The sequence below is a fragment of the Embleya sp. NPDC001921 genome (assembly GCF_053594475.1).
Window position 1 is genome coordinate 127,701 of record NZ_JBSFEO010000014.1, and the last position, 25,733, is coordinate 153,433.

The following is a 25,733-nucleotide window of genomic DNA, read 5'->3' on the forward strand; positions in this document are numbered from 1 at the left end:
CGAGAATGTCGCGCTTGTTAGGTCAGCCTAAGCTAAGTGACCATCGCACCTCAATGGGCCCCTCCCCGGACACATCGACCAGGCGCGAGGGCGAGTCGTCAGTCACTCCGTGTCACCATAGTGGGCGCGTCACGCGCCCCGGCTGCCCGCGCCGACGGGTCCGGCACCGGTGGTCGCCCCGGGTTCGGGTACGGCGCCCGGCGTCTCCCGGCGGAAGTGGCTGGGGCGGCCGTCCCGGTGGACCAGGACGCCCGATCGTGCGGCGTCGGCGTGGTGGAGCAGGTGCGGCCGGCCGTCGGGGTGGTGCAGGACGGTGGCGTGCCAGGGGGTGGCCCACACGTCGGGGGCGTCCAGGAGCCGGATGCCGAACTTCTCCGCGCCGCGGCGTTGCGGGTGGATGGACAGCCGCAACGCGTGCGGGTGGTGCTCGGCGACCAGGTCGCTCCAGGCCCGGCTGCGCTGGATGACGCCGTACGCGCGGGCGCGGCAGTCGCGTTGCAGCGCGGAGCGGGTGCCGGGGAAGTCGACGGCGTCCTCGAAGAGGAACCGGGTGATGCCCCGGTACAGGCGCAGGGTGTCCTCGTCGGCGCGCACCTGGGCCCGCAGTTGCGCGACGGTGGGCGCGTGGCGCGCGTGCAGCCAGGCGCGCTTGTCGTCGTGCGAGTCCGCGCCGCGCACGTCGCGCAGGTCGAAGACGCTCAGGTGGTGCAGGTCCTCGCGGACGATGATCGCGCGCAGTTCGTCGGCATAGGCGTCGATGTGCCTGTCGGGCACGTGGATCAGGTCGGCGAAGACGTGGCCGTCGGAGCAGATCACCATCCGCGCGCCGGGCGGGTGTACGGCGGCGATCGCCGCGCACAGGCGGTGCAGGAAGGCCAGGCTCAGGCGTTCGCCCTCGTCGGGCAGCGGGCCCAGGACCTTGGCGGGGTTGGGCGACTTGCACGGGAAGCCGGGGAGGGTGAACACGACGGGTTCCGCGCGCCCGACGAAGCGGGCGAGTCGGTCGAGTTGGATGGGGAAGTCCGCGACCGATTCGCCGAGCGTCCCGCCCGGGTCCGCGTCGCCGGCGTCGGGCGCGGTCTCGGTCGCGCTGCGGCGTTCCTCCTCCGTCGCGCGGCGGTGCGGCAGCAGGAGGTTCAGGATCGCGGCGCAGGTCGCGGACGTGTTCGCGCGGTCCGCGGGATCGCGGGGGTGGGTGGCGTGCATGGGGCGGCTTCTCCACGGGGGCAGGGCGGCCGGGCGCCTCGGCGCGGGCGGCGGGCGGTGTGGGGCGGCGCGGGCGGGACGACCCGGGCTGCGCGTGGCGGTTCGCGGCCTCGGTCAGACGCGTTCGGTGTACGTGACCGGGAGGGAGTCGACACCGCGGGCGAGGACGGCGGGAATCCACGCGATGTCCTCGACCGGTACCGCCGGCGCCAGGCCGGGCAGGCGCGCGAGGAGGGTGCCGAGGGCGACCTGGAGTTCGACCCGGGCCAGGGCGGCGGCCGGGCAGAAGTGGATGCCGTGCCCGAACGCCAGATGCGGGTTGGGGCTGCGGTCGAAGTCGAGGGTGTCCGCGTCCGGGAAACGTGCGGGATCGCGGTTGGCCGCGCACAGCGAGACGATCACCGAGTCGCCGGCGGGCACCGTCGTGCCGTGCAGGTCGTCGTCCGCGCCGAGGAAGCGCCACGTGGTGAGCTCGAACGCGTTGTCGTAACGCAGCAGTTCCTCGACCGCGGCGGGGAGCAGGGTGGGGTCCTCGCGGAGCCGGGCCAGGTGTCCGGGGTGGCGCAGCAGGGTCATCAGCGCGGTGCTGATCTGATTGGTGACCGGTTCCTGCCCGGCGACCAGGAGTTGGAAGACCATCGAGTCCAGCTCGTGGTCGGTGAGCTCGCCGGCGGTGTGCGCGGCGACCAAGCGCGCGAGCAGCCCGTCGTCCGGGTGCGCGCGCCGGTCGGCGACCACGTCGGCGATGTAGGCCTGCAGCGCCCGCAACCGGCCCTCGTAGTCGGCGCGTCCGGGGTCCTTGGGACCCACCGGCTGGACCACCTTGCACCACTCGCGGCGAAATCCGGCGGCCGACTCGGCCGGAAGACCTATGACTTCGGCCAGCACCAGGAAGGGGAAGCGGGCGGCGAAGCACGCGACGACGTCCGCTCCCCGGTCGGCGGGCATGGCGTCGACCAGGGTGTCGGCCAGTTCCTGGATGCGCGGTCGCAGCGCGTCGATCCGACGCGGCGCGAACGCGTCGGTGACCAGGCGCCGCATCGCGGTGTGCTTGGGCGGATCCTGGTGCAGCAAGTGCACCTGCAGTTGGGCGTGTTGCGGCTCGGGCATGATCGAGGCCAGCGCCCGCCACCGGTCGTTGCCCAGGTCGTGGTTCTTGCCCAGGCGCGGGTCGTTGAGCGTCGCGTGCGCCGCGTCGTACCCGGTGACCAGCCAGGCCCCGACCCCGCTCGGGAACCGCACCCGATGAACGGGTCCGGCGTCGCGGAGCTTGGTGTACAGGGGGTAGGGGTCACGCTTGTACTCGGGCCCGTACAGTTCCACGGGTTCCACGGGTTCCACGGGTTCCACGGGCTCCACGGGCTCCACGGGCTCCACGGGTTCGAGGCTGTACGCGCCGGAATCGGCCTGGGTCACGGGTGTTCGCCTTCCTGACGAGGTCGCGGGGCGGGTCGGGTGGGCGGGGCGCGGCGGGTGCGGGGTACGCGCGGGGCGCGGCGGGGTCGGTCAGAGCGTGACGCGCGGGTTGTACTCGTCGAGCCACAGGGCCAAGTCGACGACACGTTCCAGGCGCAGCCGATGGCCCCACGGGAGCCGGTCGGCGGGGGCGTCGAGGCAGGCTTTGATCGCCGTCTCGTCGGCGGTGCCGCGTATCTCGCCGCCGCGCGCGTCGAGCGCCTCGCGGGCCAGGTCCTGGAGGCCGCGGTTGTAGTCCGGGTGGTGGGTGGCCGGGTAGTGGTTCTTGGCCCGGCGCAGCACCGAGGGTGGGGCCAGGGTGTCGCCGGCCGCGGCCCGCAGCAGGCTCTTCTCCCGGCCGTCGAAGCTGTGCAGCGACCACGGCGCGTTGTAGGCGTACTCGACGAGGCGGTGGTCGCAGTACGGCACCCGCACCTCCAATCCCTGGGCCATGCTCAACCGGTCCTTGCGGTGCAGGAGTTGGCGCAGCCAGCGGGTCAGCGACAGGTGCCGAAGTTCGCGCAGCCGATGTTCGCCGGCGTCCTCGTGGTCCGTGTGCGGGACGGCGGCCAGGGCGCTGCGGTAGGTGTCCGCCCGGAACTCGCCGATCCGCAGGGCCCGGGACAGATCCGGGTGCAGCGGCATGGCGGCCTCGTCGCCGGTCACCGACAACCAGGGGAAGGTGTCGGCGGCGAGCGCGGCCGGATCGTGGAACCACGGGTAGCCGCCGAACACTTCGTCCGCCGCCTCGCCGGAGAGCGCGACGGTGGAGTGCCGACGGATCTCGCCGAACAGCAGGTACAGCGAGGTGTCCATGTCGCCCACGCCGATCGGTGAGTCGCGGCAGGCGACGACCGCACGGCGGTGGTCGAGGTCGAGCAGGGCGAGCGGGTCCAGGACGACGGTGTCGTGGTCGGTGCCGATGAACCGGCCGGCCTCCGCCGCGTACGGGGTGTCGTGCCCGGTGCGCAGCACGTCGGCGGTGAACGAGCGGGCCTGGTCGGTGTAGTCGACCGCGTAGGAGCGGATGCGCGCGTCGGGGCTTTCCCGCAGGCGCAGTTCGTCGGCGACCAGCGCGGTGACGACGGTGGAGTCCAGGCCGCCGGAGAGCAGGCTGCACACCGGTACGTCCGCCTCCAGTTGGCCGCGGCAGGCGTGTTCGACCAGGTCGCGCACCCGCTCGACGGTGCTGTCGCGGTCGTCGTGGTGGGGTTGTACCGCCAGTTGCCAGTAGGCGCGCTCGCGGATGCCGTCGCGGTCGAGGGTCAACATCGAGCCGGGTGCGAGCTCGCGGATCCCGGTCCAGACGGTGGGCCCGGTGTCGAACAGCAGGCCGTACGCGGCGCGCAGCCCGTCCGCGTCCACGCACGGGTCGATCTCGGGGTGTGCGAACAGCGCCTTGGGCTCGGAGGCGAAGGCGATCCCGCCCTCGACCTTCGCCCAGTACAGCGGTTTCACGCCGAGCCGGTCGCGAACCAGCACCAGCCGTGCCCGGCGGACGTCCCAGATCGCGAACGCGTACATGCCCTCCAGGTGCTCGACGCAGCCCTCGCCCCACTCCCGGTAGGCGCGCAGTACCGTCTCGGTGTCGCTGCGGGTGCGGAACTCGTGTCCGGCGCACCGGAGTTCGGCACGCAGTTCGTGATGGTTGTACACCTCGCCGCTGTAGTCGAGGACCACTTCGGGATCGTCGCGCCGGTCGGCCATGGGCTGCCGGCCACCCGCGATGTCGAGTACGGCCAACCGCCGGTGTCCCAGGGCCGCGTGGGCGTCCAGCCACGCACCGCCGGCGTCAGGTCCGCGCCGGGCGAGCGTCGCGGTCATCGCGTCGAGGATCGGGCGCCGCGGTCGCGCGTCGTGCAGGAAGGACACCCAGCCGGTGATACCGCACATACGTGGTCTGTCCTTCGGTCGGGAGGCGGGCGAAGCCTTCACGTCGGTTCGGGGTGGGGCGGGCGGGCCCGTGTCGTGGACCTCGGTCTCGATCTCGGCGGCGATCCGCCCGCACGGGCGGCGGAAAGGGTGCCACCCCGTCACCGACACGCACACACGTCCGCACACGCATCCGAGTAGTCGGGCGGCGATCGCCTTCGGTTCCGGACTCGGCGCCGTTTTCGCGAGCGGTTCGATCCGGCCCGGCGGCGACGACGGCGCGAAGGCGCACGTCTCGGCACACCACGTGCCGGCAAGGGGCGACGCCGGAAAAGGGACCGCATCGGGCAGATCGGCCGGCGCGGCGCCGGCACGGCACTTCGGGCACGGCACTGGAGCACGGCGTTGGGGCACGGCACTGGGGCGACCGGGCCGGTCCGGCCCGCCGGAACGTGCGGTGTCGGAGGTGGCCGCTACATTCTTCTGGCCGCCGGAGACTTGCCCCCCAACCAGGTCCGGCGGCGAGACGAACGGCCCGCCGCCCCCAGGCGCACCCCTCGCGGGGCGGCGGACCGTTCAAGCCCGCAGGCATCGACCGTGCGCGCCACAGGACCGCGCCGAACACCGCGAGGCGATCCGGACGCGATCCGAGCGCGAGCCCGGTGCAAGCCGGACGCGATCCGAGCGCGAGCCCGGTGCGAGCCGAGCGCGACCCGTCAGCGACCCCGGCGGGAGTTGAGCCGGGCGGCCTGGCGTGTCAGATGGTCGCGTTCGGCGAGGTTGGGTGCCTTGTGGGCGGCCTCGGCGTACAGCCGTGCCGCCGTCGCCGGGTCGCCGTCGCGCTCGTGCAGGTACGCCGCCACGGCGGTGTGGCGGGGCAGCGAGTCGTCCAGCGCCGCGAGCGCCGCCAGACCCGCGCGCGGTCCGTCGGCCTCGCCGACGGCGACCGCGCGGTTGAGCCGGACGACGGGGCTGTCGGTCAGGCGCACGAGTTCGTCGTACCACTCGAGGATCTGCACCCAGTCGGTCTCCTCGGCGGTGGGCGCGTCGGCGTGCAGGGCCGCGATCGCGGCCTGGGCCTGGAACTCGCCCAGCCGGTCCCGGGCGAGCGCCGCCTGGAGGATCCCGACGCCCTCGGCGATCGACGCGGTGTCCCAGCGGCCGCGGTCCTGCTCGGCGAGCGGCACCAGGCTGCCGTCCGGCGCGGTCCGGCCGGCGCGCCGGGCGTGGTGGAGCAGCATCAGGGCGAGCAGCCCCGCGACCTCGGGATGGTCGATCGCGGCGGCGAGTTGCCGGGTGATCCGGATGGCCTCGGCGGCGAGGTCGACGTCGCCGGAGTAGCCCTCGTTGAAGACCAGGTAGAGCACGCGCAGCACGGTGGCGACGTCGCCGGGCCGGTCGAACCGCACGCCGGAGACGGTGCGCTTGGCCCGGCTGATGCGCTGCGCCATGGTCGCCTCGGGCACCAGGTAGGCCCGGGCGATCTGGCGCGTGGTCAGCCCGCCGACCGCGCGCAGCGTGAGCGCGACCGCGGAGGAGGGCGTCAGCGAGGGGTGGGCGCACAGGAAGTAGAGCCGGAGGGTGTCGTCCGCCGCGGGCGCCGGCCCGGGTGCCGGCTCCTCGTCGACGAGGTCCTCGCGCCGACGGCGGGCGGCATCCGAGCGGGTGGCGTCCAGGAACTTGCGCCAGGCCACGGTGACCAACCAGCCCTTCGCATCCCGCGGCCGCTCGGCCGGCCAGACGCGCAGTGCCTCGACCAGGGCGTCCTGGACGGCGTCCTCGGCCGCCGCGAAGTCGGCTCCGCGGCGGACGAGGACGGCGAGCACAGCCGGTGTCAGGCTCCGGAGCAGGGCTTCGTCCATCGGTGGGTCACTCCGTGACGGTGGGGTGCGGGCCCAGGAGCGGGCGCAGTTCGAGCCACTCGTGGATCGGCCGCCCGCCCGCCCCGGGTGCCGCCGACAACTCCCCGGCCAGCTCCACGGCGCGCTCGTAGGTGTCGACGTCGATCACCATCCACCCGGCGATCAGGTCCTTGGTCTCGGCGAACGGACCGTCGGTGACCGGCGGGCGCCCCTCGCCGTCGTACCGCACGAAGGTCCCCTCCGGGGCGAGCGCCCGACTGTCCACGAACTCGCCGGACTCCTCCAGCCGAGCCGCGAAGTCGTTCATGTACCGCACGTGCGCCGAGATCTCCTCCGGCGTCCACCGGTCCATCGGCACGTCGTTGACCGAAGCCGGAGCGCCGCGGTAGTGCTTGAGCAACAGGTACTTGGCCATCGTGACTCTCCTCGGTGCGGTGCGACCCATTGTGGTCGCCTGCACACCGGGGACGGAGCCGGGCACGCGTTCTCGACGTCATCGGCCGAACTTTTTTGGCCGAACTTTCTTCGGCCCTTCGGGAGAGCCGCGCCGTCCGGGGCGTGCCTTCGAGTCGTCGGGGGGTCGAAGACACGCCCAGGAGGCGCCGTGCGACTAGATCGACGCCTTGATCCGCCTCGGGGCGTCCAGGATGCGGCTGATGATCTGGATCATGAGCGGCGGCTGTTCACTGTCGTTCCGGCCGTTGCCCAGGATGTAGTAGACCTGTTCGACCGAAGGCGGTCCGACCGCCAGCGCCTGGCGCGCGGCCTGCCCGGACGTGGCCTCGCCGGTCCGCACCGAGTAGGCCGCCGTCATCGCGCCGGTCCGGCCGACGCCCGCGCCGCAGTGCACGAACACCGGTCCGTCGGAGGTCCGCACGATCCGCAGGAACTCGTCGACCTGGGCCTGGGTGGGCGTCTGACCGTCCCGGATCGGCAGCCGCTCCAGCTTCAGTCCGGCCTGCACCGGGCGCTCGAGGTCGGCCTGGCTCATCTTCTCCGCGCGCAGGTCCACGACGGTCCGCACGCCCCGGTCGGCGAGTTCCCGGTATCCGGGGACACCCGGAGCGGAGCCGCGCCACACCTTGTCGTCCACCTGCTTGACGTGGTTCATCCCGGCGACCGAACTGCCCGAGGACTCGCCCTGCTGGGCGACCGCGTGCGCCCCCAGCATGCCCAACACCGACACCAGCCAGATCACGCCGTAACCGAGCACGGCGGCGAGTACGTACTTCAGAACCCGTCGGCTCACGCGCCGCCGGGGACCGGCGGGCGCGGTGGAAGGGGCTCCAGTGGCAGGTGTGACAGGCGTGGGGGAGAAGGCGGAACGCGTGAGGACCTTGGGTCCGGACAAGTGGAATCACCGTCGATGTTGGCGGGCGGCGGGCAACGTCCCGGGCCCTGGGGAACCGACGGGTCGTACTTCAAGGTTAACCGATCGATCTCAAGATATTAGTAGCAATATTGATTTAATGGTAAAAAGCCTCAAATCAACTGTTTTCACCGCTGCGGTGGCACCTGTCCCTCGCCGACGATCTCGGCGCGCGCGTGGAAGGCCCTCGTGTCCTGGAGACACCCGCGCAGCCGCATCATGTCGTGGTCGTTGAGCGCCGGCCGCACCACGCCCACCCACACCTCGGTGTCGAAACGGCCGAGCACGGCGTACTCGGGTCGGGCCCCGGTGGAGCTGCGGCAGCCCTCCCACAGCTCGCGCGCGGCCACCTCGCGGGCGATGTCGCGCTCCTCACGGGAGATCACCCGGAAGACCACGGTGCTGGCGACGGACTCGGGCGGACCCTGGGGCCGGCTCTCGGTGGCGTCCGCCAAGCGGTCGACCGCCAGGGCGAGCAGGAATGCCGCGAGCACGGCTCCGGCGACCACCGCGGCCGCGCGCACCCGGCGGGCGGGCGCGACGGCTGGTCGATCCTCCAGTTGCGGCTCGACGCCGAGGGCGTCGTCGGCCGGTGCGTTCAGGGCCACCAACCGCCGGGCGAGCAACCCGGTCGAGACCGGATGCGAGGTCAGTCGCGCGATCCGCTGGATCACCCAGGCGACCCCGGAGAGCACGACGCCCGCGGCCAGCAGGACGGGCACGAACACGTGGTGTGTGTCACGACTGTCCAACCGGTCGGCGTCCAGCCAACGGAATCTGCCCTTCCCGGTCTCGTCGTGCGCCTGCTCCAACCGCCGTCGGGCCTCCTCGGTACGGTCGTCCGCCTCGCCCAGGTGCCGCTCCAGCCGGGCGATCCGACCGAGCAGCACGGTCGCGACGACCAGGATCTCCACGATCACGAAGATCAACAGGCAGAAGACCGCCCGGTTCCACTCCCAGCGGTACAGGTAGACCACCGCGTAGCAGGCCGACGCCGCTCCGGCGATGCCGCCGAACAGAAACGTCAGGTACCTCACGCGCCCGCTCCCTTCCCGGACCCCGCCCCCACCCCGCGCTCCCCGTCGCCGGCGTCCGCGACGTCCGCGTCCGCTCCGTCCGCGACCGGTCGCGCCGCGTCCGCGAGGACGGTCACCAGGCCGGTGCCGCCGTCCACCGTGAGTGTCGTACCGGGTACGAGCCGGTCCACCGCGCCGACCACGCCCACGGCGGTGGGAACGCGGCGTTCGCGGGCCAGGACGGCCAGGTGGGAGAGCGGACTCCCGGTCTCGGACACCAGTCCGGCCAGGCCCGGCAGCAGCGCGGCCAGTGCCGGGTCGAGGACGCGCACCACCAGCACCGCGTGCTCGGGCCGCGTCCCGCCGCCGTCCCAGACCGTGCCCGTACCGGTACCGCCGCCCGCGCCCCGCCCGCCGCCGCCGCGATCGGTCCGGGTCGGCGCCGCGACGGGCCTGCCCTCGACCAGGCGGAACGCGGCGGGCAGCGCCGGCCGGTCCGGCCTGGGCACACGGGCGGGCAGGTCGGCCGGGAGGTCGGCGCCGTCGGCCGCCGCGACGAGTTCGCTCCAGCGCAGCCGCGCCACCTGGGCCGGATCCTCGATCAGTCCGGTCGTCGCGAGCCTGGCGGCGAACTCGCGCACCATGCCCACCTGCATCTCCTGCACCCACCGGATCCGCAGCCGCAGCCCCTCCCGGAACGGCAGCGTGCCCACTCCCCTGGGCGCGCCCGTCCAGCCGATGCGCCCCGGCAGCCGACGCACGCGGTCCAGCGACGGCGGAAACAGCGCCAGCAGGACCGGGTGATCCGCCACCAGTTCCGCGTCGGATCTGCCCGCCGTACGCCCCTCGGACAGCACGGCCAGGGCCTCGCCGGCGAGCGTGATGCCCGCGCCGCCGCCCAGGAGCGCCCCGGCCAGCGCCTCCTGCGCGTGCAACGCCGACAGGGCCCGGCGACCCCACGAAGCGGCGGACACCAGCCGCCCGCCGAGCATCTCGCCGGGCACCGGGAACTCGGCGAGCCGGCGATCGACGTCGGCCATCAGGTCCAGCGCGAGCAGGGGCAGCGCGGACCGCAGGCGTCCCACCCGCCACGCCGCGCCGGCCGCACGGGCACCGGGTGCGGGGTTGAGGATGTCGAGGACGGGGTGCGGCGAGGGGACCGCGCCCAGCAGGCGCAGGTCGGCCACCGCCAGGCCGTCGACGGTGCGCACGACCGGGACGGTGCGCAGCCGGCGCCTGGGAGCGGTGCCCGTGACGTCGAGGGCGACGGCCAGGCCGTGGGCCATCGGCGCGACCCACAGGTCCTCCTCCAGCGGTTGCAGGACGTCCGGCAGGGTCTCGGCCACCGGCCCGGGTCCGAGCAGCCGCGCGCCCCGCGCGGGCCGCGCGCTCATCGCGGTGATCGGACGGGACTGGAACAGCCACAGGCGGTCCTCGGCGTCGAAGCCGAACTCCATGTCCTGCGGCGCGCCGAACAGGCGCCGGGTCTGCCCGGCGAGCACGACGAGCCGATGCAGCCGGCGCCGACCCAGTACGTGCCGACCCGGAGGCTCGACGGGACGGGTGGGCAGCCGCCGGCCCCGGCGGGTGAGCCGGTAGTGCACGCCGTCGGTGCGCCCGTCCACGAGTCGGGCGGGGCTGCCCGGCACCGCGCTGATCAGGATGTGCTCCTCGCGCCCCTCGACGGGATCGGCCCCGAACATCACCCCGCCCGCCACCGGGTACGACATCGGCTGGACCAGTACGGCCATGCCCTCGGCCCCGGCGTCGTCCCCGGACGGGTCCGGGTCGGCGGCGCGCGCCGAATCGAGGACCGTGTCCACCGCCGCGGTGAAGGCGTCCCAGCCGCTCACGTCCGCGACCGTCGCGAAGCGCCCGGCCATGGAGGAGGTCGCGGTGTCCTCGTGTACCGAGGACGACCGCACGATCAGCGACCGGGATCCGCCCTCGGCGAGCGTGTGCCAGGCGCGACGCAACGGTTCCTCGCCGTGCGGGGCATCGGGGGCGCGGGTGGCCGGGACGAGCACGAATCCCGGCAGGACGGGCAGGCCGGCGGCCCCGGCACGGGCCAGTTGGGCGGCCTTGCCACCGGTCAGACGCGGATCGTGGGCCCGCTCGACGTCCAACGGCACGACGACCAGCCGGTTCGCCTCGACCGCCATGGCGGGCTCCTTCCGCCGCCGGTGTCCGTACCGAGTTCCGCTTCCGGTGCTCGTCACCTACCCGATTCGGTGCCCCGAGCGGAAGGGGGGCGTCCCGGGCACACGGCCGACGGGTCGTACCGACATCTCGACATTCAAGCTTCCCTCCCCGCCCGCACACGGGCAATCCGACGGATGGAAACCGGCCGGCCCGCCGAGCGCGCGACGACACGGCGGAACCGTCACCGCGTCGGCGTCCGAGCCGACGTCGGCGTCGGGCTCAGGGGCGGCGGGCCGCCCAGACCGTACGGCTGCTCCGCATCGTCAGGTCGCGGCGGTTCGCGAGCGCCTCGGGGCGGTCGTCCGACAACAGTCGGTCGAGGACATCCAGGTCGTCGGCGGCCGACCGGCCCTCGACGGCGACCCGGAAGGCACCGAACTGGCGCCGCGCGTACCGCCGCGCGGCGGGCGGCGCCGGGCTCGCCTCGACGATGAAGGTGCGCTGGACGACCGGCTCGAAGCCGGCCCGTTCCAGGTGGGGCCGCCAATCGGGATGCGCGTTCCAGCCCGCCCGCGCCGCCGCCTCGTGGCAGCGGGTCTCCAACCCCGGGCGGCCGAGGCCGATGTCGTCGGGCAGGAAACGCGGCAGCGCGTCCATCTCGACGACCGCGAGCACGCCGCCGGGGTTCAACGCGCCGTGGATGTCGCGGAGCACCCGGTCCGGGTCGGCGACGTGGTGCATCGAGGAGGCCGCCCACGCGACGTCGACGGCGTCGAGAGACGGCCAGGCGATGTCCAGGTCGGCCGACACCACGCGCAGCCGGTCCGCGAGTCCCGCGCCGTGTGCCGCCGTGCGCAGGCGGTCGAGCAGCGCGGGCGACCGGTCGATCGCGACGATCTCCGCCGCCTCGAATCGCCGGGCCAGCGCCAGGGTCCCGGTACCGGTGCCGGCGCCCACGTCGGCGACCCGCTTCGTCGCGTCGGGGCCATGGCGCCGGACCCAGTCGGTCATCTCGTCGAGCAGCGACCCGAGCATCTCGGCGTCCAGGTCCAACATGTCCGCCGACGCCGACTCGTCGTGCCCCGTGGACCCGTCACCGTGACCGTGCTCGTGGTGCTCGTGGTGCTTGTGCTGCTTGTGCTGCTTGTGCTGGTGGTGCTCGTGCTCGTGGTGCTCGTGGTGCCCGTGGTGGCCGTGCCGATCCGAGTGCGTTCCCATGGCCACACGATAGGCACACTCATGCGTGTGACACATATACTCTTGCCTATGGCGCAAGAAGAGGTAGGACTGGACAACATCGTCCGCCACCGCATTCGCGGTCTGCGACTCGCCCGCGGCTGGTCGCTGGACGCGCTCGCCGCCCGCTGTCACCTGAGCCCGTCCAACCTGAGCCGGATCGAGACCGGGCACCGCCGGATCGCCCTGGACCAATTGGTGAGCATCGCCCGCGCGCTGGACACCACGCTCGACCAACTCGTCGAATCCGCCGACGACGAGGACGTGGTGATCCGCCCGGAGCCGTGTCACTCGCAGGGCATGACCAGTTGGCTGTTGTCCAACGAGCGCTCGCTGCACGGGGTCACCGTGGCCAAGCTGCGGATCACCCCCGACCGGCCGACCGGAACCGAACACCTGAAGGTGCATCCGGGCCGCGAGTGGTTCACCGTCCTGTCCGGTACGGCACGGCTGCAACTGGGCGAGCGCACCATCATGATCCAGACCGGCAACGCGGCCGAGTTCTCCACCATGACGCCGCACTCCGTCGGCGCGCACGACGGTCCCGTCGAGTTGCTGATCATCCTCGACCACAACGGGGAACGCACCCACCTGCCGTCCGCCGGCCGCACACCGAGACCCTGACACCGGCCGCCCGACACCTCGACGCGCCCGCGACCGGGCGCCGTCCGCCGCCGGATCCCACCCGCCCGCCGGCACCCCAGCGACCTGTCGCGTGGTCGCTCGTTCACCGGACATGAGCAACCACGCGCCACCACCCGGCGACTCCCCCATCACCGCCGACGCCCGTGTCTCGCCCGAGCAGCACGCCGCCCTGGAGCGGGTCACCGCCGCCGGCGACCGGGCCGGCGCCTGGCTGTGCGCGCACGGTCGCCCGGGCGGCCCCGCCTGGGCACTCGCCGGCGCGATCGAGCACGTCCTGCGCAGCCTGCACGTCGGCGCGCCCACCGGCGCCGGGCCGGACCGGCCGCCGCGCCCCGGCGTCGACGCCGACGCCGACCTGCTCCTGTACCTGGACCCCTACACGAGCCCGGCCGGCCCCGTGATCGGCGCCCTCCCGCTGACCGCCGCCGAGACCGTCGCCGTCATCACCGCGGCCGGTTGCGCCCGGATCGCCCTCCAGGCGATGTCCCGCGCCGACTGGGCGGCCCAACTGCACGTCCTGGCCGACGCGATCGACGACGCCCTGGAGCACGCCGACCGGCCCACCCACCCGTCGGCCCCCGGGCCTCGACACGCGGAGTGAACACGCCGGCGGCGCGGGCGCGGGCCGCCGACTCCCGTGCCCCGCACGTCCCGGCGGCGGTCGCGACACCGCCCCGCCGACCGCCCCGCCCACCGCACCGGAACCCGAGGACGACATGAACCGCGCCACCATGCCCCATCACCTGTCCAGCCACATGCCCGGTCGGATGTCCGACGCCGCCCGGGCCGGCACCGTGCCGACCGAGCCCGCGCGCGAGGATCCGCCCCCGCGTATCGGGCGCCGGTTCCGGATCCCGGACGTGCTCGCCATCGCCCCGCCCGTGCTGGTGCCGGCGGTGATGGGGTGGCACCGGCGGTGGATCACCGACGACGGGCTGATCTACGTGCGCGCGGCCCGGAGATCGCGGCCGGCAACGGCCCCGTGTACAGCCCCGGCGAGCGGGTGGAGACCTCGACGGGCACGCTGTGGCAGTGGCTGCCGGCGCTGCAGGCCCTGCTCACGCCGGGCGACCCGGCCCAAACCGCCGTGTACGCCGGGCTCGTGTTGTCCATCGCCGGGATCTGGCTCGCCCTCGCGGGCATCCACCGGTTTCTGCGCGCCGAGACCGGGCGGTACCTGGTCCCGGCCGGTGCGCTGGTGTTCGTCGCGCTGCCCCCGGTCTGGGACTTCGCCACCTCGGGGCTGGAAACCGGACTGGCGACGGCCTGGATCGGACTGTCCTGGCGGTTGCTCGTCACGTGCGGCCCGCGCTCCGCGAGGACCGCGCGTGTCCTGGGGATCGCGGCGGTGTTCGGACTCGGCCCGCTGATCCGCCCCGAACTGGCGGCGACCTCACTCGTGTTCCTGGTCGCCATGGCGATGGCGGCACGGTTGCCCCGGCGGTCCACCCTCGCGGTGTTCGCCTGCGCCGGCCTGCTGCCCGGTCTGTACCAGGTCTTCCGGATGGGCTACTACGGCCTGCCCTACCCGATGCCCGCCGTCACCAAGAGCGCGACCCGGCAGTTGTGGGGGCGCGGCTTCGACTACCTCGTCGACTTCGCCGATCGCTACCGGCTGTGGATTCCGGCCGTGCTGGTGCTGTTGCTCGTCCCGGCGCTCCTGGTCCGGCGCGGCCCGCGGGAGCGGCGCGCCTGGATCCTCGGCGCCACACCGGTCGTCGCCGCGGCGGTGCCGTGCCTGTACGTGCTCCGGGTCGGCGGGGACTTCATGCACGGGCCGATGTGGTTGCCGGTGCTGATGCTTGCCCTGCTGCCGATCCTGCTCGTTCCCGTCGACCGGCGCGTGTCGGCCCTGGTCGTCCTGGTAACGGTCTGGGCCGCGTGGTGCGGCTTCGGTCTGCGCTCCGGTCTGGTGACCACGAACGGTCCCCGGCCCGGGGTGTGCCAGACCTGGAACGAACGTATGGTGTAAGTGAATTGGCCCCGAACCGCCAACCCGACCACGGCGCGGGCGCACAGCGCGACGCTGCCGGGCCTGCGTGCGGAACTCTTCCGGATGGACGCCGAGGGCAGGCGCATGCTCGTGCCGGACGGCAACCACCTCGCCGACCCGACCGCGTTGCCGCCACTACCCCTGCGCGCCGACCTGCCGGCGACGGAGGGGGTGATCATGGGGCGACTCGGCGTCGGCGGCGCGGTCACCCCGCTGCGCGGGATCGTGGTCGACGTGTGGGGCCTGGGCAACACGGTGGGCGCGCACATCGAACCGACCGAGCACGTCGCCGCCGGGCACGAGAAACTCCTCCCGCTCGCCTGGAACATCGCCCTGTACGTCGATCCCGCCGCGTGGGCCCGGATCCCCGCGCACGTGGTCCCGATCGAGGACGTGCGCGCCGCCCGGGCGGCGCTGGACTGCGGCGACCTGAAGGAACTGCCGCGATCGAGCACCGAGCCCATGTCGCCCGGCCGCTTCCTGCGCAACCTCACCGGATCCTTCGACCGCGCCGCCCTGACCATCCCGCCCGACCCGAAGGCCGCCGAACGCGAGTTCTGCGGCCGATGAGCACCCGCTCCGGCCGGCGACCCGGGCGGCGGCCGCACGACGCCGCCGCCCGGGTCCGGTTCACGAGTCGCCGAGCAGCGCCGCCAGCGCCGTCGCCGTGTCCGGGTGACGCTCGACCAACACCGCACCCGGCGAGCCGGGTTCCGCCGCTTCCCACGGATCGTCGCAGCCCAGCAACCGTGCCACCGCGTCGCACGTGGCGGGGTGCGCGGTGAGCAGCGCCAGGCCACCGGCGCCGCCCCGACGCCGCGCCGAGGACAGGGCCGCCGGCGCCGCCACCGGCGCCGACCACGGCGGCACCCACTCGTCCAACGCCCGCAGCCGACCCGGGAAGATCCGCCCCGCCTCGCGGATCAGCAGCGGCGCGAACTCGGCGCCGCCGGACCGCAACGTGCCGATCAGCGTCGGCAACCACGGCAGCAGCAGCGGGTCCGGCAGTCGGGCGAAGGCGTTCGACACCGCCTCCACCACGAAGTCGGTCAGCCCGGGCACCGGCTCCAGCGCGTGCACGAACCCGCTGAGGTAGTGCGGATAGGCGGGCAGGACCATCGGGTTGTCGAGCATGTCGTCGCACCGCGCCCGCAGGTCCGCGCGCGAGAGCCCGCCCAACTGCACCTGCGCCGCCCACAGCAGCGCCACCTTCGCCGGCTCCTCGGGGTGCGACTGCCCCACCGCCAGCTCCAGTTGGGTGCGGTCGCAGCCCAGCGACAGCGCCAGGGTCTCCATGCTGAACAGGAAGCCCAGCATCGCCGCGACCTGGCGCACGCCGGCGTCCTCGTCGGTGAACGCCGTCGGCAACAGGGTGCAGTAGTGCGCGTACCCGGTCTTGACGAACGACTCGATCCACGCCGGGAGCACCGGTTCGCTGGTCCGGTAGTAGGCGAGCAACCGCCGCACCCGGCGCAGTACCTCCGGTGCGCCGTCGACGCTGCGCTCGGTCGCCAGGACCTCCAGCGCGCGGGTGCCCAGCTCGTCGGCCAGGCGGCGGCCGCGCAGGTACAACGTGGCGTCCTCGACCGCCTCCAGGACGGTCGCCGCGGTCGCGTGCGGGCCGTACGCCGCCCGGCGCAGCCGCTGCTCCAGCACCTGTTCGATGCTGACGCCCTCGTAGCCGAGTTCGATCAGGGCGCGCTGGTGGGTACCCAGCGACAGGTCCCACGACTCCTGGATCGGCCGTTCGCCGAGTCGCCGTTCGCCCATGATCGGGCGCGCCGCGCCCGGTGGCATCAGGTAGCGGAGCATCCACAACACATCGGCGCACCGCTCCAGTTCCGGCCGCGCCGCGATGTCCAGCAACGCCCTTCGTACGCCCCGCTGTTCCAGGTTCAGTTGCAGCGGTGCGAGCCGGTCGTGCACGTCGCGGGCCAGCGGCGGCAGCGCGTCGTAGCCGACCTTGCCGATCCGGTCGCCGCCCATCATGATCTCGACGATGCGGCGCACGTCGCGGCGGCCCGGCACGGTGTCCTTCTCGATGCAGGTGACCGCCGCGTCCTGGAAGTCGTACGGCGTGGGCTTGGCCCGGTCACGCATCCCGGCGAGCAGGATCGAGGTCTCGAACACCGAGATGGCGTCGGCGGTCGAGGCGAGGTAGCCGTTGCGCCGTGCGGCGCGGACCACGTCCACCGACCAGCCGAGCAGTTCGCTCTCGTCCAGGCGGTCCAGCACGGGCGGCCGGCCGAGGAAGCCGGTCAGCCGGTCGGCCGCCGGGAGCACATCGCCGGGCCCGGAGGCCGGCGGGGCGACCGCCGTCGACGCGGTCGCCCGGGCGGCGCTCTTCTTGGGCTTCGCGGTCTTCTTCGCGCCCGCCTGTCCGGTGAGCCGGAACGGTGCCACGCCGGTGCGCGAGAGGTTCTTCGCCCACACCGTCGCCGCGATCGACACGGACCCCGCCGCGAGGCCGAACTGTGCCTCGATCGCGGCGTGGCTGGACGGGATCAGGCCGTGTTGCCACGTGGTCGCGGTGCGCGGGGTGATCTCGAACGTGTCGGCGCCGTGCACACCGAACTCGGCGACCCGCGAGGCCGCGTGGAACGCGCCGCAGACGTAGAGGCAGTCCGCCGGATCCGTGCCGGTCGCGGCGAGGTGTTCGCGGGTCCGGGTCCACATGTAGCGCTCGCGGTCCTCGTCCACCCGCACCCGTTGCGGATCGCCGGGGGCCAGCCGCCGGAACAGGCTGCCGATCAGCAGCATGACCTGCCGGTAGGTGTCGTGGTCGCAGTCGCCGAGCGGCAGTTCGACGTACTGGTGCCACCATTCCGACCAGTGCCGCACCCGGCCGTGGCGCAGCAGGTGCTCCTCCAGTTCGGCGAAGCGCGGACGCAGGTCGCCGATCTCCAGGCCGACGGCGTCGCCGTGCAGCGCGCTCTCCTCGTCGGCCGGCGCCGCGTCCGGGTCGGCCGGTTCGGCGGACTTGGTGCCGCGTGGTTCCCACTGGAACACGTGGTCCGAGGAGCGGTCGACCAGGACCAGTTCCGTGCCGGGGGTGTCCAACGTGTAGGCGATCGCCTGGTATTCGGCGGACGCCTCGGTGATCGGCGCGACCACCGACAGTGGTGCCCACTCGGCCGGGAAGCCCTCGATCTCGGCGGCGAAGGACTGCACCGCCACCGGAAGAGTGCAGTTGCGCAGCTCGGTCAACAGCGGCGCCATGTCCTCGCACAGTTCCAGGTACACCACCTTCGGCCGCTTCTCGCGCAGCCGGCGCGCCATGGCGATCGCCGAGGCGGGCGAGTGGTGGCAGACCGGGAAGATCTCCAGTGGTTCGCGCACCGCGCGGTCCACGTCGTCGACGATGCCCAGCAGGATGTCCTTGAGCGCGTCCGGCCCGTCGGCGAACGTCGCTGCCGCTTCCTCGAGTTGGCCGCGCAAAGCGTCGAACGCGCCCTCGTTCGGGCCGCTCATGACAGGCCGGCGATCGCGTGGCGACCGCCCTCCAGGAACTCCGGCCAGAGCCCGCCCTCTTCCTTCCCGCGCGGCTCGACCACGCCGTGCAGGTACTTGTTCATGATGGCCAGGTCCTCCGGCTCGCGCCGGGCCAGCGAGCCGACGAGCGAGGAGGCGAGGGTGTGCGCGGTCAGCGCGCGCTCGCCGAAGAAGTTGCTGTGCAGGATCGCGTCCTCCAGGACGCCGATCTGTTCGGCGGTGGACAACGACGACTCCAGCTTCTCGTCGTCGCTGCCGGCCGCGGCCGCCGCGGCGCGCAGGTCGGCGAAGCTCTGGAGCAGCACGTCCAGCAGCGTGGGCGGCACGTCCAGTTCGATCCGGTGCCGGCGCAGCAGTTCCTCGGTGCGGAAGCGGACGATCTCCGCCTCGCTCTTCTTGTTGGTCACCACCGGGATGCGCACGAAGTTGAACCGGCGCTTGAGCGCGGAGGAGAGGTCGTTGACGCCCCGGTCGCGGCTGTTGGCGGTGGCGATGACGGAGAATCCGGGCTTGGCGAAGACGATGCTGTCGCTGTCGAGTTCGGGAACGGAGACGTACTTCTCCGACAGGATGGAGATGAGCGCGTCCTGCACGTCGCTGGTGGAGCGGGTCAGTTCCTCGAAGCGGCCGATCGCACCGGTTTCCATCGCGGTCATGATCGGCGAGGGGATCATCGATTCCCGGGACTGGCCCTTGGCGATCACCATGGACACGTTCCACGAGTACTTGATGTGGTCCTCGGTGGTGCCGGCCGTGCCCTGGACGACCAGGGTGGAGTTGCGGCAGATCGCGGCGGCGAGCAGTTCGGCCAGCCAGCTCTTGCCGGTGCCGGGGTCGCCGATGAGCAGCAGACCTCGGTCGGAGGCCAGGGTGACGATGGCTCGCTCCACGATGGAGCGGTCACCGAACCACTTCTGCGCGATCTCGCGATCCAGGCCGTCGGAGCGCTCGGAGCCCAGGACGAACAGGCGCACCATCTTGGGCGACAGCCGCCAGCTGAAGGGCTTGGGGCCGTCGTCGATCGACTCGAGCCAGTCCAGTTCCTCGGTGTACTTGAGTTCGGCGGGGGCGCGCAACAGGTCGGACATGTGTGGGCCTTTCTAGGCGAGGAAGGTCTTGAGTTCGTGGACGAGCTTGCGGATGTGGCCGGAGATCACCGGGGTGCCGAGGTCCTTGAAGCGCTCGCGGAACCAGGGGTTCACGCTGCCGCGGCCGGAGCTGGTCACCGAGCCGACCGGGATGAACTTGGCCCCGGAGCGGTGCACGGCGGCCATGCTCTCGAACAGCCGATCGGTGTGCCATTCGTAGAAGTCGGAGATCCACACCACCACGGTGTTGCGCGGTTCGGCGATCTTGGGTTGGGCCAGTGCCATGGCCACCGTGCCGTCGGTGCCGCCGCCGAGTTGGGTGCGCAGCAGCGTCTCGAAGGGGTCGTGCACCCACGGCGTCAGGTCGACCGCGCGCGTGTCGTACGCGATCAGGTGCACGTCCACCTTGGGCAGTCCGGCGAAGATGGAGGCCAGGATGGTGCAGTTGACCATCGAGTCGACCATCGAGCCGGACTGGTCCACGACCACGATCAGGCGGGTGGGCGTGGTCTTGCGGACGGTGTGCCGGTAGAAGAGCCGGTCGACGTAGAGCCGTTCCTCCTCCGGGCTCCAGTTCGTGAGGTTCTTCCAGATGGTGCGGTCGATGTCGAGGTTGCGGAACACCCGCTTGGGCGGGATCGAGCGGTCCAGGGTGCCCACGCTGGCCTTGGCCACCTGCGTACGCAGCACCTCGGCGACCTCGTCGACGAAGCGCCGGATCAGGTCCTTGGCGTTGGCCAGCGCGACGCCGGACAGGTTGTTCTTGTCCCGGAGCAACTGCTCGATCAGCGACATGCTGGGCGTCAGTCGGGCCGCGAGCCTGGAGTCGGCGAGCACCTCGCGCAGGTGCATGCGCTTGACCATGTCCGCCTCGATGGCCGCGAGTTCGGGGCCGATGGCGGGGATCAGGTTGCCGAGGTCGGGGGTGCCGCTCCGGCCGCCGGTCCCGGTCGGGGACACACCTCCACCGGCACCCGTGCCGCCGGTGCCCGCGCCGGGGCGACCGCCGCGCAACTCGCCGGGCCTGCAGCCCAGCGCGCGCTCCAGCCACCCCGCGTCGGACTGCCAGCGGGTCAGTTGTTCGGCGCTGACCGTGCCGGATCCGGTGCCCAGGACGTTGAGCAGCACCTTGGACACCAGCGCCGCGCGCCGCACCTCGGCGGCGCGATCACGCTCGTCCTCGTCGGGCTCGGGCACCATCAGGCCCTCGAACTCGGCGGCCAGCTCCGGATGGCGCTGCACGACGGCGTCCACGGACGCCTGCGGGTCCAGCAGCGCGCTCGGCAGGCCGATGTCCTCGACGACGGCCAGGCTCGCCGATTCCAGCGAAGCCTGCTCCTCGTGGTCGAACAGACGCGCCAGCAGTCGCCAGTACAGGACTTGGCGGCGGTTCTCGTCCGGGTCCGACGCGGGGGTGGGTCCGGTCCGCGGGTCGCTCATGTGCGCAGCAGCTTTCCGGCGCGCTCGCGCAGCACCGCCACGGCCTCGGTAGCCGCCTTCTCGGCCTTGGCCGCCGACTTGTCGTCGGTGCCGCCGGCCCAGGCTCCGGCGTGCACGACCGAGGTCTTCTTCTTGATCGTGGTCTCCACGGCGAGCGGTTGCACGCGGAAGCCGCCGGCGTCCCAGCGCAGCAGCCCGATGCACGCACCGGAGGCCGCGAACGCCTCGGGGGTGAGCGGGCCGGCCGTCGGGACGCGGTCGACGTCGACCGCGAGGCGGTGTCCCGCGAGGGTCAACGCCGGTGCCTCCGCGTCCCGGTCGACGGTGTAGTTCTCCAGGAACACCGGGATCGCGATGCCCGCCGGGTGCCTGGCCGGCGGCGCGCCGGCCGCGGCTTCGGCGGTGGGCAGGGCGACCCGGGCGGTGGCGAAGGCGTCGGCGGGTTCGCCGGCGCGGGCGTGCTCGTCGGCCCAGATCAGGTCGCCGTCGACGGTGATCGGCATGTTCTCCAGGTGCATCGAGCGGCCTTCGCCGGCGACCGCCAGCAGGGACAGGTGCGGGCGCAGCAGTTGCCACACGCCGACTCCCACGACCGTGTCCGGCTTGGGAACCGAGACGCTCGCCCGCACCAGGCGTGCGGGGCCGCCGTCGGCGGGCTCGAACACCGCGTGGACCTGGGCCTGCGCGGCGGTCGCGTGCTCGTGCAGGTCGACGCCCAGCGGCAGCAGCCGGCCGGTGGCGGTGTCGGGCGCGGGCGCGGCGGCGGCGCCGGGCACGGTCAGCAACATCGCCCGGGCCCACAGGTCGGCCCAGCGGCGCACCGGGAAGCGGTCCAGGGCCGCGCCCGGGCAGGAGGCGGCGAGTTCGGCGGCGAAGCCGTCCAGGAGCGTGGCCAGGCGTCGCAGCGAGGGGTCCGGGAGCATCGCGAAGACGACCTGTGCCGACCCGGAGACCAGGTCATGGTCGATGCCCTGCCATCCGGCGCGGGCGAGGTCGGCGAGCCAGGAGCGGGCGGCGGCGAGCAGGTTGACCGCGGCCGGCTCGTCCGGCACCGCGCCGGCGTCCCGGGTACGGCTGCGGCCGGTCGCCTCGTCGACGCGGGTGGTGAGCGCGTCGTGGATCGCTCCGAGCAGCGCGGCGCGGGCGGCGGCGAGGGCGACGAGGTGGTCCTCGCTCGCGGCGCCGGCGAGCGCCTTCTCGGCCGCTTCGGCGACCCGGGAGGCCAGGGGTGTCCCGGCGACGGCGGCGGCCAGATCGCTCAGCGCGCCGGCGTGGGCGGGCTGCGGTCGCAGCAGGCCGCCGACGAGGGTGCGGTCGAAGGCCTCGACGACCGCGAGCGCCTCGTCGAGCCCGGCGATGGGTTCGGCGAGCAGGTCGACGCGCATCAGGCCACCGCCCTGGTCGGCGGGAACCACTGCATCTCGGGCAACGGCGTTGTGATCGCCGCGAGTTCGAGGTAGGTCAGGTGGCGCAGGAAGCGGCTGAAGACGGGTGCGGCGGCCGTGGCGGCGGCCTGCGCCGGGCGGGTGGCGCGCATGTCGGCCAGGATGCCCTGCACGGTCGGCGTGCCGTTCGCCGGCTCGACCCGCAGGTAGCGGGCCACCCGCTCGGCGCCGTACTGCACCACCGATTCGACGACCAGCGCCTCGATGTGCTTGCAGAACGAGCCCCGCGCGCCGCCGCACGGCCGGTTGTTGTTGGTACTGCACGCGAAGGCGTACGTGCCGGCCGCGATCGACGAGACGTAGACGCGTCCGATGTCCGAGCCGCTGGACACCACACCCTGCAGGCGTCCGTCGGCCAGTTCGACGAACGGGACCTTGGCGAGCCTGCGCGGCCGGGCGGGTGGTATCACCCGGGCCGCGCTCGCGCCCTCCCACACTTCCGTGGCTGAGGACACACCATCTCCTTTACACCGAGGGGGATTCCGCACCGAGAGATCGGCGGGACGGGGATGAAGGTACTAACGATCTCCGACAGGCGCGGCGCCGCCCCGGTGGCCACGCGTCGACGGCGTGGGCGGTTCTTCGTCCGGTCGGACGGCCTGCCGGGACGCGCGCGGATGTCCGAGGAGCGTGGTAGGCAGGGCGTCCCGGCCGCGGCCGCGCACGTCGCGGCGGGCCGGTCGAGGTCGCGATGGCGGTGGACGGAGGAGCCGTGCGGGGGAACCGGAGGAACGTGGCTCGGCGTGCCGTGCTGGACCACCTGTTGCGGTTGATCGCGGACGCCCCGTGGAGCGAGCGCCTGGTCCTGCGCGGCAGCATGGTGATGCCGGCGTGGGTGGGCGACAGGGCGCGGGAGCCGGCCGACCTGGACTTCGTGGTGCCGTCGGGGTCGCCCGCCCGGGTGGATCCGCTGGACCCGTATCCCTTCGTGGCGCGCACCGACGTCGTCCAGCAGTGGCCGGAGGCGGCGGACGGTGCGGCCGGGTACGAGATCTGGACGGACGGTGAGCAGGAGTTCGAGACGCGCGGACTGCGGCCGAGGGTTCCCCCCGACGGGCTGTGCTGGGCCCTGGACCCGGACCCGCCGGATGTCGTTCCCGACTACGGTGACCTCGTCGACCGGGTGCGGCGCCGGCCGATGGCGGCGCCGGGAATCGCCCTGGACGCGAGCGGCGTCCACCGGGACAGCAGTTGGTCGTACGCCTATGACGGATCCGAGTCCGGCGGGATCCGCGTGCTGGTCCCGTGGCGGGCGAAGGGACTGGGCCGCGGTGCGGCGCAGTTGGATTTCGCCTTCGACGAAACGCTCCACCGGCCTCCGGTGTGGACCCTGGTGCCGCGCGCGGACGGTGCCGCGCCGACGCTGGTGCGCACGGCGAGTCGGGAGTTGTCCCTGGCCTGGAAACTGCTGTGGCTGTACGTCGATGGCGCCGACGGCCACGGGTCCCGGTGCAAGGATCTCCACGATGCCGTGCTCTTGGCCGAGGACGCCCGCACCGCGCTGTCCGTGCAGCTCCTGCGCCAGGTGCTGCACGGACACGGGTTGGCTACCGCGACCGCGAGCGGTGGGTTCGGGGTGCACGCGGCCCGGGTCGCGGAGGCCGATTGGGCGGCGTTTCGCGCGGAGCACCCCGGTGTGCGCGGCAGTGCGCGGGAGTGGCTCCGTCGCCTCGACGCGGCCCTGGCGGGGGTGTTCGCGGGGCTCGAAGGCGCGACCGGGTGAGCGTCCGGTGCGGGTCGGTGCGCGGTTCGGCCTCGGCCCGGGGCCGTTGGCTCACCCGCCGCCGGTCCCGCTTTCGCCCGTGCGCCCTCGCGCACGATCCCACGCCGGAGCGGCGCCGTCCGGGGGTCAGCCCGCGACGATGTTGCCGTCGGCGTCGAAGACGGTCGTGGACCAGTGCTTGTCCCACTTGTCGCCGAGGTACCGGGGCACCTTGCCCTCGGGGTAGCGGACCCAGCCCGGCTCCGGCTCCCGACCGTTGCTCACGCAGGTTCGACCGGTGCTGCTGCCGACCGCCTTCACCGGATACTCGCCGGACCTACAGACGCGCTCCCGCGTCGAGCACGCGGCCGACAGGAGACCCGCGACCACCGCCACCGCGACGACCGCGACCGTCGCACCGCGAAAGCCGCGCCCCGCGACGGTGGTGATCCGCGTCCTTCGACGATTCGTCCACACGATCCGCCGACCCCCTTCTTCCTCGGTTCGATGGGTGTCTGCCCGCAGGACTGCGACTCGCACATGTCGCGACCCACGAACTCCGGTCGACACGAGAGCGGGGTCGGCCGCCGGGTCGTCGGGGAATCGGGCGTACTCCATGCCGAGGAGTCCAACACACGGCCGGCGGCTCGCGCAGCCGGTCGGGCGATGAATCGCGGGCGTGGCGCGGCCCGCGGTCGGCTTCCCCGAGAAGCGCGCGCCGTCCCGGCTCGCGCGGCCGGCGTCGCGGTGAACCCGACGTCGTCGTGGGTGATTCCGTCGCGCGCACGCGGTTGTGGCATCGTGGCGGGTCCAGTGCGCGACGGCGCCCCGACGAACGCGAGAGGCCTTGACGTGCCCGAAGACGTATTCGCCCTTCCCGTCGTCCGGCGGCTGGACCCCCACCTCACGCTGCGTCGGGTCGGTGCGCTCCCGGTGGTCGTGGTGACCCATCCGCAGGTACGCGCCGCGGTCACCCTCCAGGGCGCCCAACTCCTGTCCTGGCAACCGACGGGCGAGGAACCGGTGTTGTGGCTGAGTGAGGCCGCCGAGTTCGTGGAGGGGCGTGCGGTGCGCGGCGGGGTGCCGATCTGCTGGCCGTGGTTCGGCCCGGCCGGTCGGCCGAACCACGGCTTCGCCCGCGTACTGCCGTGGACGCTGCTCGACACGCACGAGGACGACGACGGGGTGCGGCTGACCCTGGTGCTGCGCGCGAGCGAGGAGTCGCGGGCGTACTGGCCGCACGAGTTCGAGGTGTTCGCCCGGTTCACGCTGGGTCGCGAGTGCCGGATCGAACTGGAGGCCCGGGGCGACTTCGAGAGCACCGCCGCACTGCACACCTACCTGCGGGTCGGCGACCTCGACGAGGTGCGGGTCACCGGCGTGGACGGCCCGTACGTCGACAAGGTGGCGGACCCGCCGGCGGACTCGAACCCGGCCCCGGAACCGGACGGGATCGCCTTCCACGAACGCGTCGACCGCGTCTACACCCGACCCGGCGACGTGAGCCTGGTCCGGGACGCGGCCGGCAAGCGCGTCGTCGAGGTGCGCCACGACGGACACAGCGACGTGGTCGTGTGGAACCCCGGCGCCGCCCTCGCGCGCACCATGGCCGACGTACCCGACGACGGCTACCGGGAGTTCGTCTGCGTGGAGACCGCCCGCGTCTCCCGGCCCCTGGTGAGCGATCCGGCGGCACCCACACGGCTGAGCGGCACCCTGCGCGTCGTGCCCGACGCGTAGCGGCTCCGCGCGGCCGGACCTGGCGTTCCG

The 25,733-nt window shown here is 73.2% G+C and carries 21 protein-coding genes; 6 read left to right on the plus strand and 15 right to left on the minus strand.

The genetic code is table 11. From position 1 onward, the window contains the following. Positions 1 to 129: 129 nt before the first annotated feature. The 9 genes from ACWCPW_RS18585 to ACWCPW_RS18625 all read right to left on the minus strand — a co-directional run bounded on the left by ACWCPW_RS18585 (position 130) and on the right by ACWCPW_RS18625 (position 12,140). Positions 130 to 1,206, minus strand: a complete 1,077-nt coding sequence (locus ACWCPW_RS18585) for an L-tyrosine/L-tryptophan isonitrile synthase family protein (RefSeq protein WP_449762650.1) — start codon at positions 1,204 to 1,206, stop codon at positions 130 to 132. A gap of 114 nt (positions 1,207 to 1,320) precedes the next feature. After that, complete coding sequence (locus tag ACWCPW_RS18590) at positions 1,321 to 2,556, minus strand: cytochrome P450 family protein (protein ID WP_449762725.1); 1,236 nt, start codon at positions 2,554 to 2,556, stop codon at positions 1,321 to 1,323. Between the two features lie 156 nt (positions 2,557 to 2,712). Then, on the minus strand, positions 2,713 to 4,554 hold the full coding sequence (gene asnB / locus ACWCPW_RS18595) for an asparagine synthase (glutamine-hydrolyzing) (protein ID WP_449762651.1): 1,842 nt from the start codon (positions 4,552 to 4,554) through the stop codon (positions 2,713 to 2,715). Between the two features lie 695 nt (positions 4,555 to 5,249). Then, positions 5,250 to 6,395 (minus strand): RNA polymerase sigma factor, encoded by a 1,146-nt coding sequence (locus ACWCPW_RS18600; RefSeq protein ID WP_449762652.1) that lies wholly within the window; start codon positions 6,393 to 6,395, stop codon positions 5,250 to 5,252. A 7-nt stretch (positions 6,396 to 6,402) separates the two neighbouring features. Next, a complete protein-coding gene (locus ACWCPW_RS18605) occupies positions 6,403 to 6,810 on the minus strand; it encodes a YciI family protein (RefSeq protein WP_449762653.1) in 408 nt (135 codons plus the stop codon). A gap of 195 nt (positions 6,811 to 7,005) precedes the next feature. Further along, a complete protein-coding gene (locus tag ACWCPW_RS18610; RefSeq protein ID WP_449762654.1) occupies positions 7,006 to 7,644 on the minus strand; it encodes a phosphatase domain-containing putative toxin in 639 nt (212 codons plus the stop codon). A 248-nt stretch (positions 7,645 to 7,892) separates the two neighbouring features. Beyond that, complete coding sequence (locus ACWCPW_RS18615) at positions 7,893 to 8,801, minus strand: hypothetical protein (RefSeq protein WP_449762655.1); 909 nt, start codon at positions 8,799 to 8,801, stop codon at positions 7,893 to 7,895. Continuing rightward, entirely contained in the window at positions 8,798 to 10,942 is a 2,145-nt protein-coding gene (locus ACWCPW_RS18620; RefSeq protein WP_449762656.1) for a PEP/pyruvate-binding domain-containing protein, read from the minus strand. Before ACWCPW_RS18620 ends, ACWCPW_RS18615 begins: the two co-directional genes overlap by 4 nt. A 259-nt stretch (positions 10,943 to 11,201) precedes the next feature. Next, positions 11,202 to 12,140 carry a class I SAM-dependent methyltransferase gene (locus tag ACWCPW_RS18625; protein ID WP_449762657.1) on the minus strand — a complete coding sequence of 313 codons (939 nt, stop codon included), beginning with the start codon at positions 12,138 to 12,140 and terminating at the stop codon, positions 11,202 to 11,204. Positions 12,141 to 12,188: 48 nt separating this feature from the next. Between ACWCPW_RS18625 and ACWCPW_RS18630 the strand changes: the two genes are divergently transcribed. From ACWCPW_RS18630 to ACWCPW_RS18645, 4 genes are all read left to right on the plus strand, one after another. Then, positions 12,189 to 12,782, plus strand: coding sequence for a helix-turn-helix domain-containing protein (locus ACWCPW_RS18630; protein ID WP_449762658.1), 594 nt, complete (start codon positions 12,189 to 12,191; stop codon positions 12,780 to 12,782). A 112-nt stretch (positions 12,783 to 12,894) separates the two neighbouring features. After that, on the plus strand, positions 12,895 to 13,404 hold the full coding sequence (locus ACWCPW_RS18635; protein ID WP_449762659.1) for a hypothetical protein: 510 nt from the start codon (positions 12,895 to 12,897) through the stop codon (positions 13,402 to 13,404). Positions 13,405 to 13,719: 315 nt separating this feature from the next. Then, complete coding sequence (locus tag ACWCPW_RS18640) at positions 13,720 to 14,775, plus strand: hypothetical protein (protein WP_449762660.1); 1,056 nt, start codon at positions 13,720 to 13,722, stop codon at positions 14,773 to 14,775. Beyond that, a complete protein-coding gene (locus ACWCPW_RS18645; RefSeq protein WP_449762661.1) occupies positions 14,776 to 15,366 on the plus strand; it encodes a hypothetical protein in 591 nt (196 codons plus the stop codon). Positions 15,367 to 15,426: 60 nt separating this feature from the next. On the opposite strand, the gene ACWCPW_RS18650 is transcribed toward ACWCPW_RS18645, so the two are convergent. The 5 genes from ACWCPW_RS18650 to ACWCPW_RS18670 are packed head-to-tail and all read right to left on the minus strand — an operon-like array spanning position 15,427 to position 22,716. Continuing rightward, a complete protein-coding gene (locus tag ACWCPW_RS18650; protein WP_449762662.1) occupies positions 15,427 to 18,267 on the minus strand; it encodes a hypothetical protein in 2,841 nt (946 codons plus the stop codon). Next, positions 18,264 to 19,376, minus strand: coding sequence for an ATP-binding protein (locus ACWCPW_RS18655; RefSeq protein ID WP_449762663.1), 1,113 nt, complete (start codon positions 19,374 to 19,376; stop codon positions 18,264 to 18,266). The genes ACWCPW_RS18650 and ACWCPW_RS18655 overlap by 4 nt, the downstream gene beginning before the upstream one ends. Before the next feature lie 12 nt (positions 19,377 to 19,388). Then, the gene (locus ACWCPW_RS18660; RefSeq protein ID WP_449762664.1) at positions 19,389 to 20,816 is read right to left on the minus strand and encodes a VWA domain-containing protein; all 1,428 of its coding nucleotides are present in this window, start codon (positions 20,814 to 20,816) and stop codon (positions 19,389 to 19,391) included. Next, positions 20,813 to 22,231 (minus strand): hypothetical protein, encoded by a 1,419-nt coding sequence (locus ACWCPW_RS18665; RefSeq protein ID WP_449762665.1) that lies wholly within the window; start codon positions 22,229 to 22,231, stop codon positions 20,813 to 20,815. The genes ACWCPW_RS18660 and ACWCPW_RS18665 overlap by 4 nt, the downstream gene beginning before the upstream one ends. After that, positions 22,201 to 22,716 (minus strand): hypothetical protein, encoded by a 516-nt coding sequence (locus tag ACWCPW_RS18670; RefSeq protein ID WP_449762666.1) that lies wholly within the window; start codon positions 22,714 to 22,716, stop codon positions 22,201 to 22,203. The genes ACWCPW_RS18665 and ACWCPW_RS18670 overlap by 31 nt, the downstream gene beginning before the upstream one ends. Before the next feature lie 278 nt (positions 22,717 to 22,994). Here ACWCPW_RS18670 and ACWCPW_RS18675 point away from each other — a divergent pair, with 278 nt between their 5' ends. After that, on the plus strand, positions 22,995 to 23,984 hold the full coding sequence (locus ACWCPW_RS18675) for a nucleotidyl transferase AbiEii/AbiGii toxin family protein (protein WP_449762667.1): 990 nt from the start codon (positions 22,995 to 22,997) through the stop codon (positions 23,982 to 23,984). Positions 23,985 to 24,110: 126 nt separating this feature from the next. On the opposite strand, the gene ACWCPW_RS18680 is transcribed toward ACWCPW_RS18675, so the two are convergent. Then, the gene (locus ACWCPW_RS18680; protein ID WP_449762668.1) at positions 24,111 to 24,440 is read right to left on the minus strand and encodes an SCO0607 family lipoprotein; all 330 of its coding nucleotides are present in this window, start codon (positions 24,438 to 24,440) and stop codon (positions 24,111 to 24,113) included. A 375-nt stretch (positions 24,441 to 24,815) separates the two neighbouring features. On the opposite strand from ACWCPW_RS18680, the gene ACWCPW_RS18685 reads away from it, so the two are divergent. Beyond that, complete coding sequence (locus ACWCPW_RS18685; protein WP_449762669.1) at positions 24,816 to 25,703, plus strand: D-hexose-6-phosphate mutarotase; 888 nt, start codon at positions 24,816 to 24,818, stop codon at positions 25,701 to 25,703. Positions 25,704 to 25,733 lie beyond the last annotated feature (30 nt).

What these genes read in the sequence shown, in the direction of transcription:
- ACWCPW_RS18585 (WP_449762650.1), bottom strand. Translation starts at nt 1,206, where the DNA reads ATGCACGCCACCCACCCCCGCGATCCCGCGGACCGCGCGAACACGTCC.
- asnB (WP_449762651.1), bottom strand. Translation starts at nt 4,554, where the DNA reads ATGTGCGGTATCACCGGCTGGGTGTCCTTCCTGCACGACGCGCGACCG.
- ACWCPW_RS18600 (WP_449762652.1), bottom strand. Translation starts at nt 6,395, where the DNA reads ATGGACGAAGCCCTGCTCCGGAGCCTGACACCGGCTGTGCTCGCCGTC.
- ACWCPW_RS18605 (WP_449762653.1), bottom strand. Translation starts at nt 6,810, where the DNA reads ATGGCCAAGTACCTGTTGCTCAAGCACTACCGCGGCGCTCCGGCTTCG.
- ACWCPW_RS18620 (WP_449762656.1), bottom strand. Translation starts at nt 10,942, where the DNA reads ATGGCGGTCGAGGCGAACCGGCTGGTCGTCGTGCCGTTGGACGTCGAG.
- ACWCPW_RS18625 (WP_449762657.1), bottom strand. Translation starts at nt 12,140, where the DNA reads ATGGGAACGCACTCGGATCGGCACGGCCACCACGGGCACCACGAGCAC.
- ACWCPW_RS18630 (WP_449762658.1), top strand. Translation starts at nt 12,189, where the DNA reads ATGGCGCAAGAAGAGGTAGGACTGGACAACATCGTCCGCCACCGCATT.
- ACWCPW_RS18635 (WP_449762659.1), top strand. Translation starts at nt 12,895, where the DNA reads ATGAGCAACCACGCGCCACCACCCGGCGACTCCCCCATCACCGCCGAC.
- ACWCPW_RS18650 (WP_449762662.1), bottom strand. Translation starts at nt 18,267, where the DNA reads ATGAGCGGCCCGAACGAGGGCGCGTTCGACGCTTTGCGCGGCCAACTC.
- ACWCPW_RS18655 (WP_449762663.1), bottom strand. Translation starts at nt 19,376, where the DNA reads ATGTCCGACCTGTTGCGCGCCCCCGCCGAACTCAAGTACACCGAGGAA.
- ACWCPW_RS18660 (WP_449762664.1), bottom strand. Translation starts at nt 20,816, where the DNA reads ATGAGCGACCCGCGGACCGGACCCACCCCCGCGTCGGACCCGGACGAG.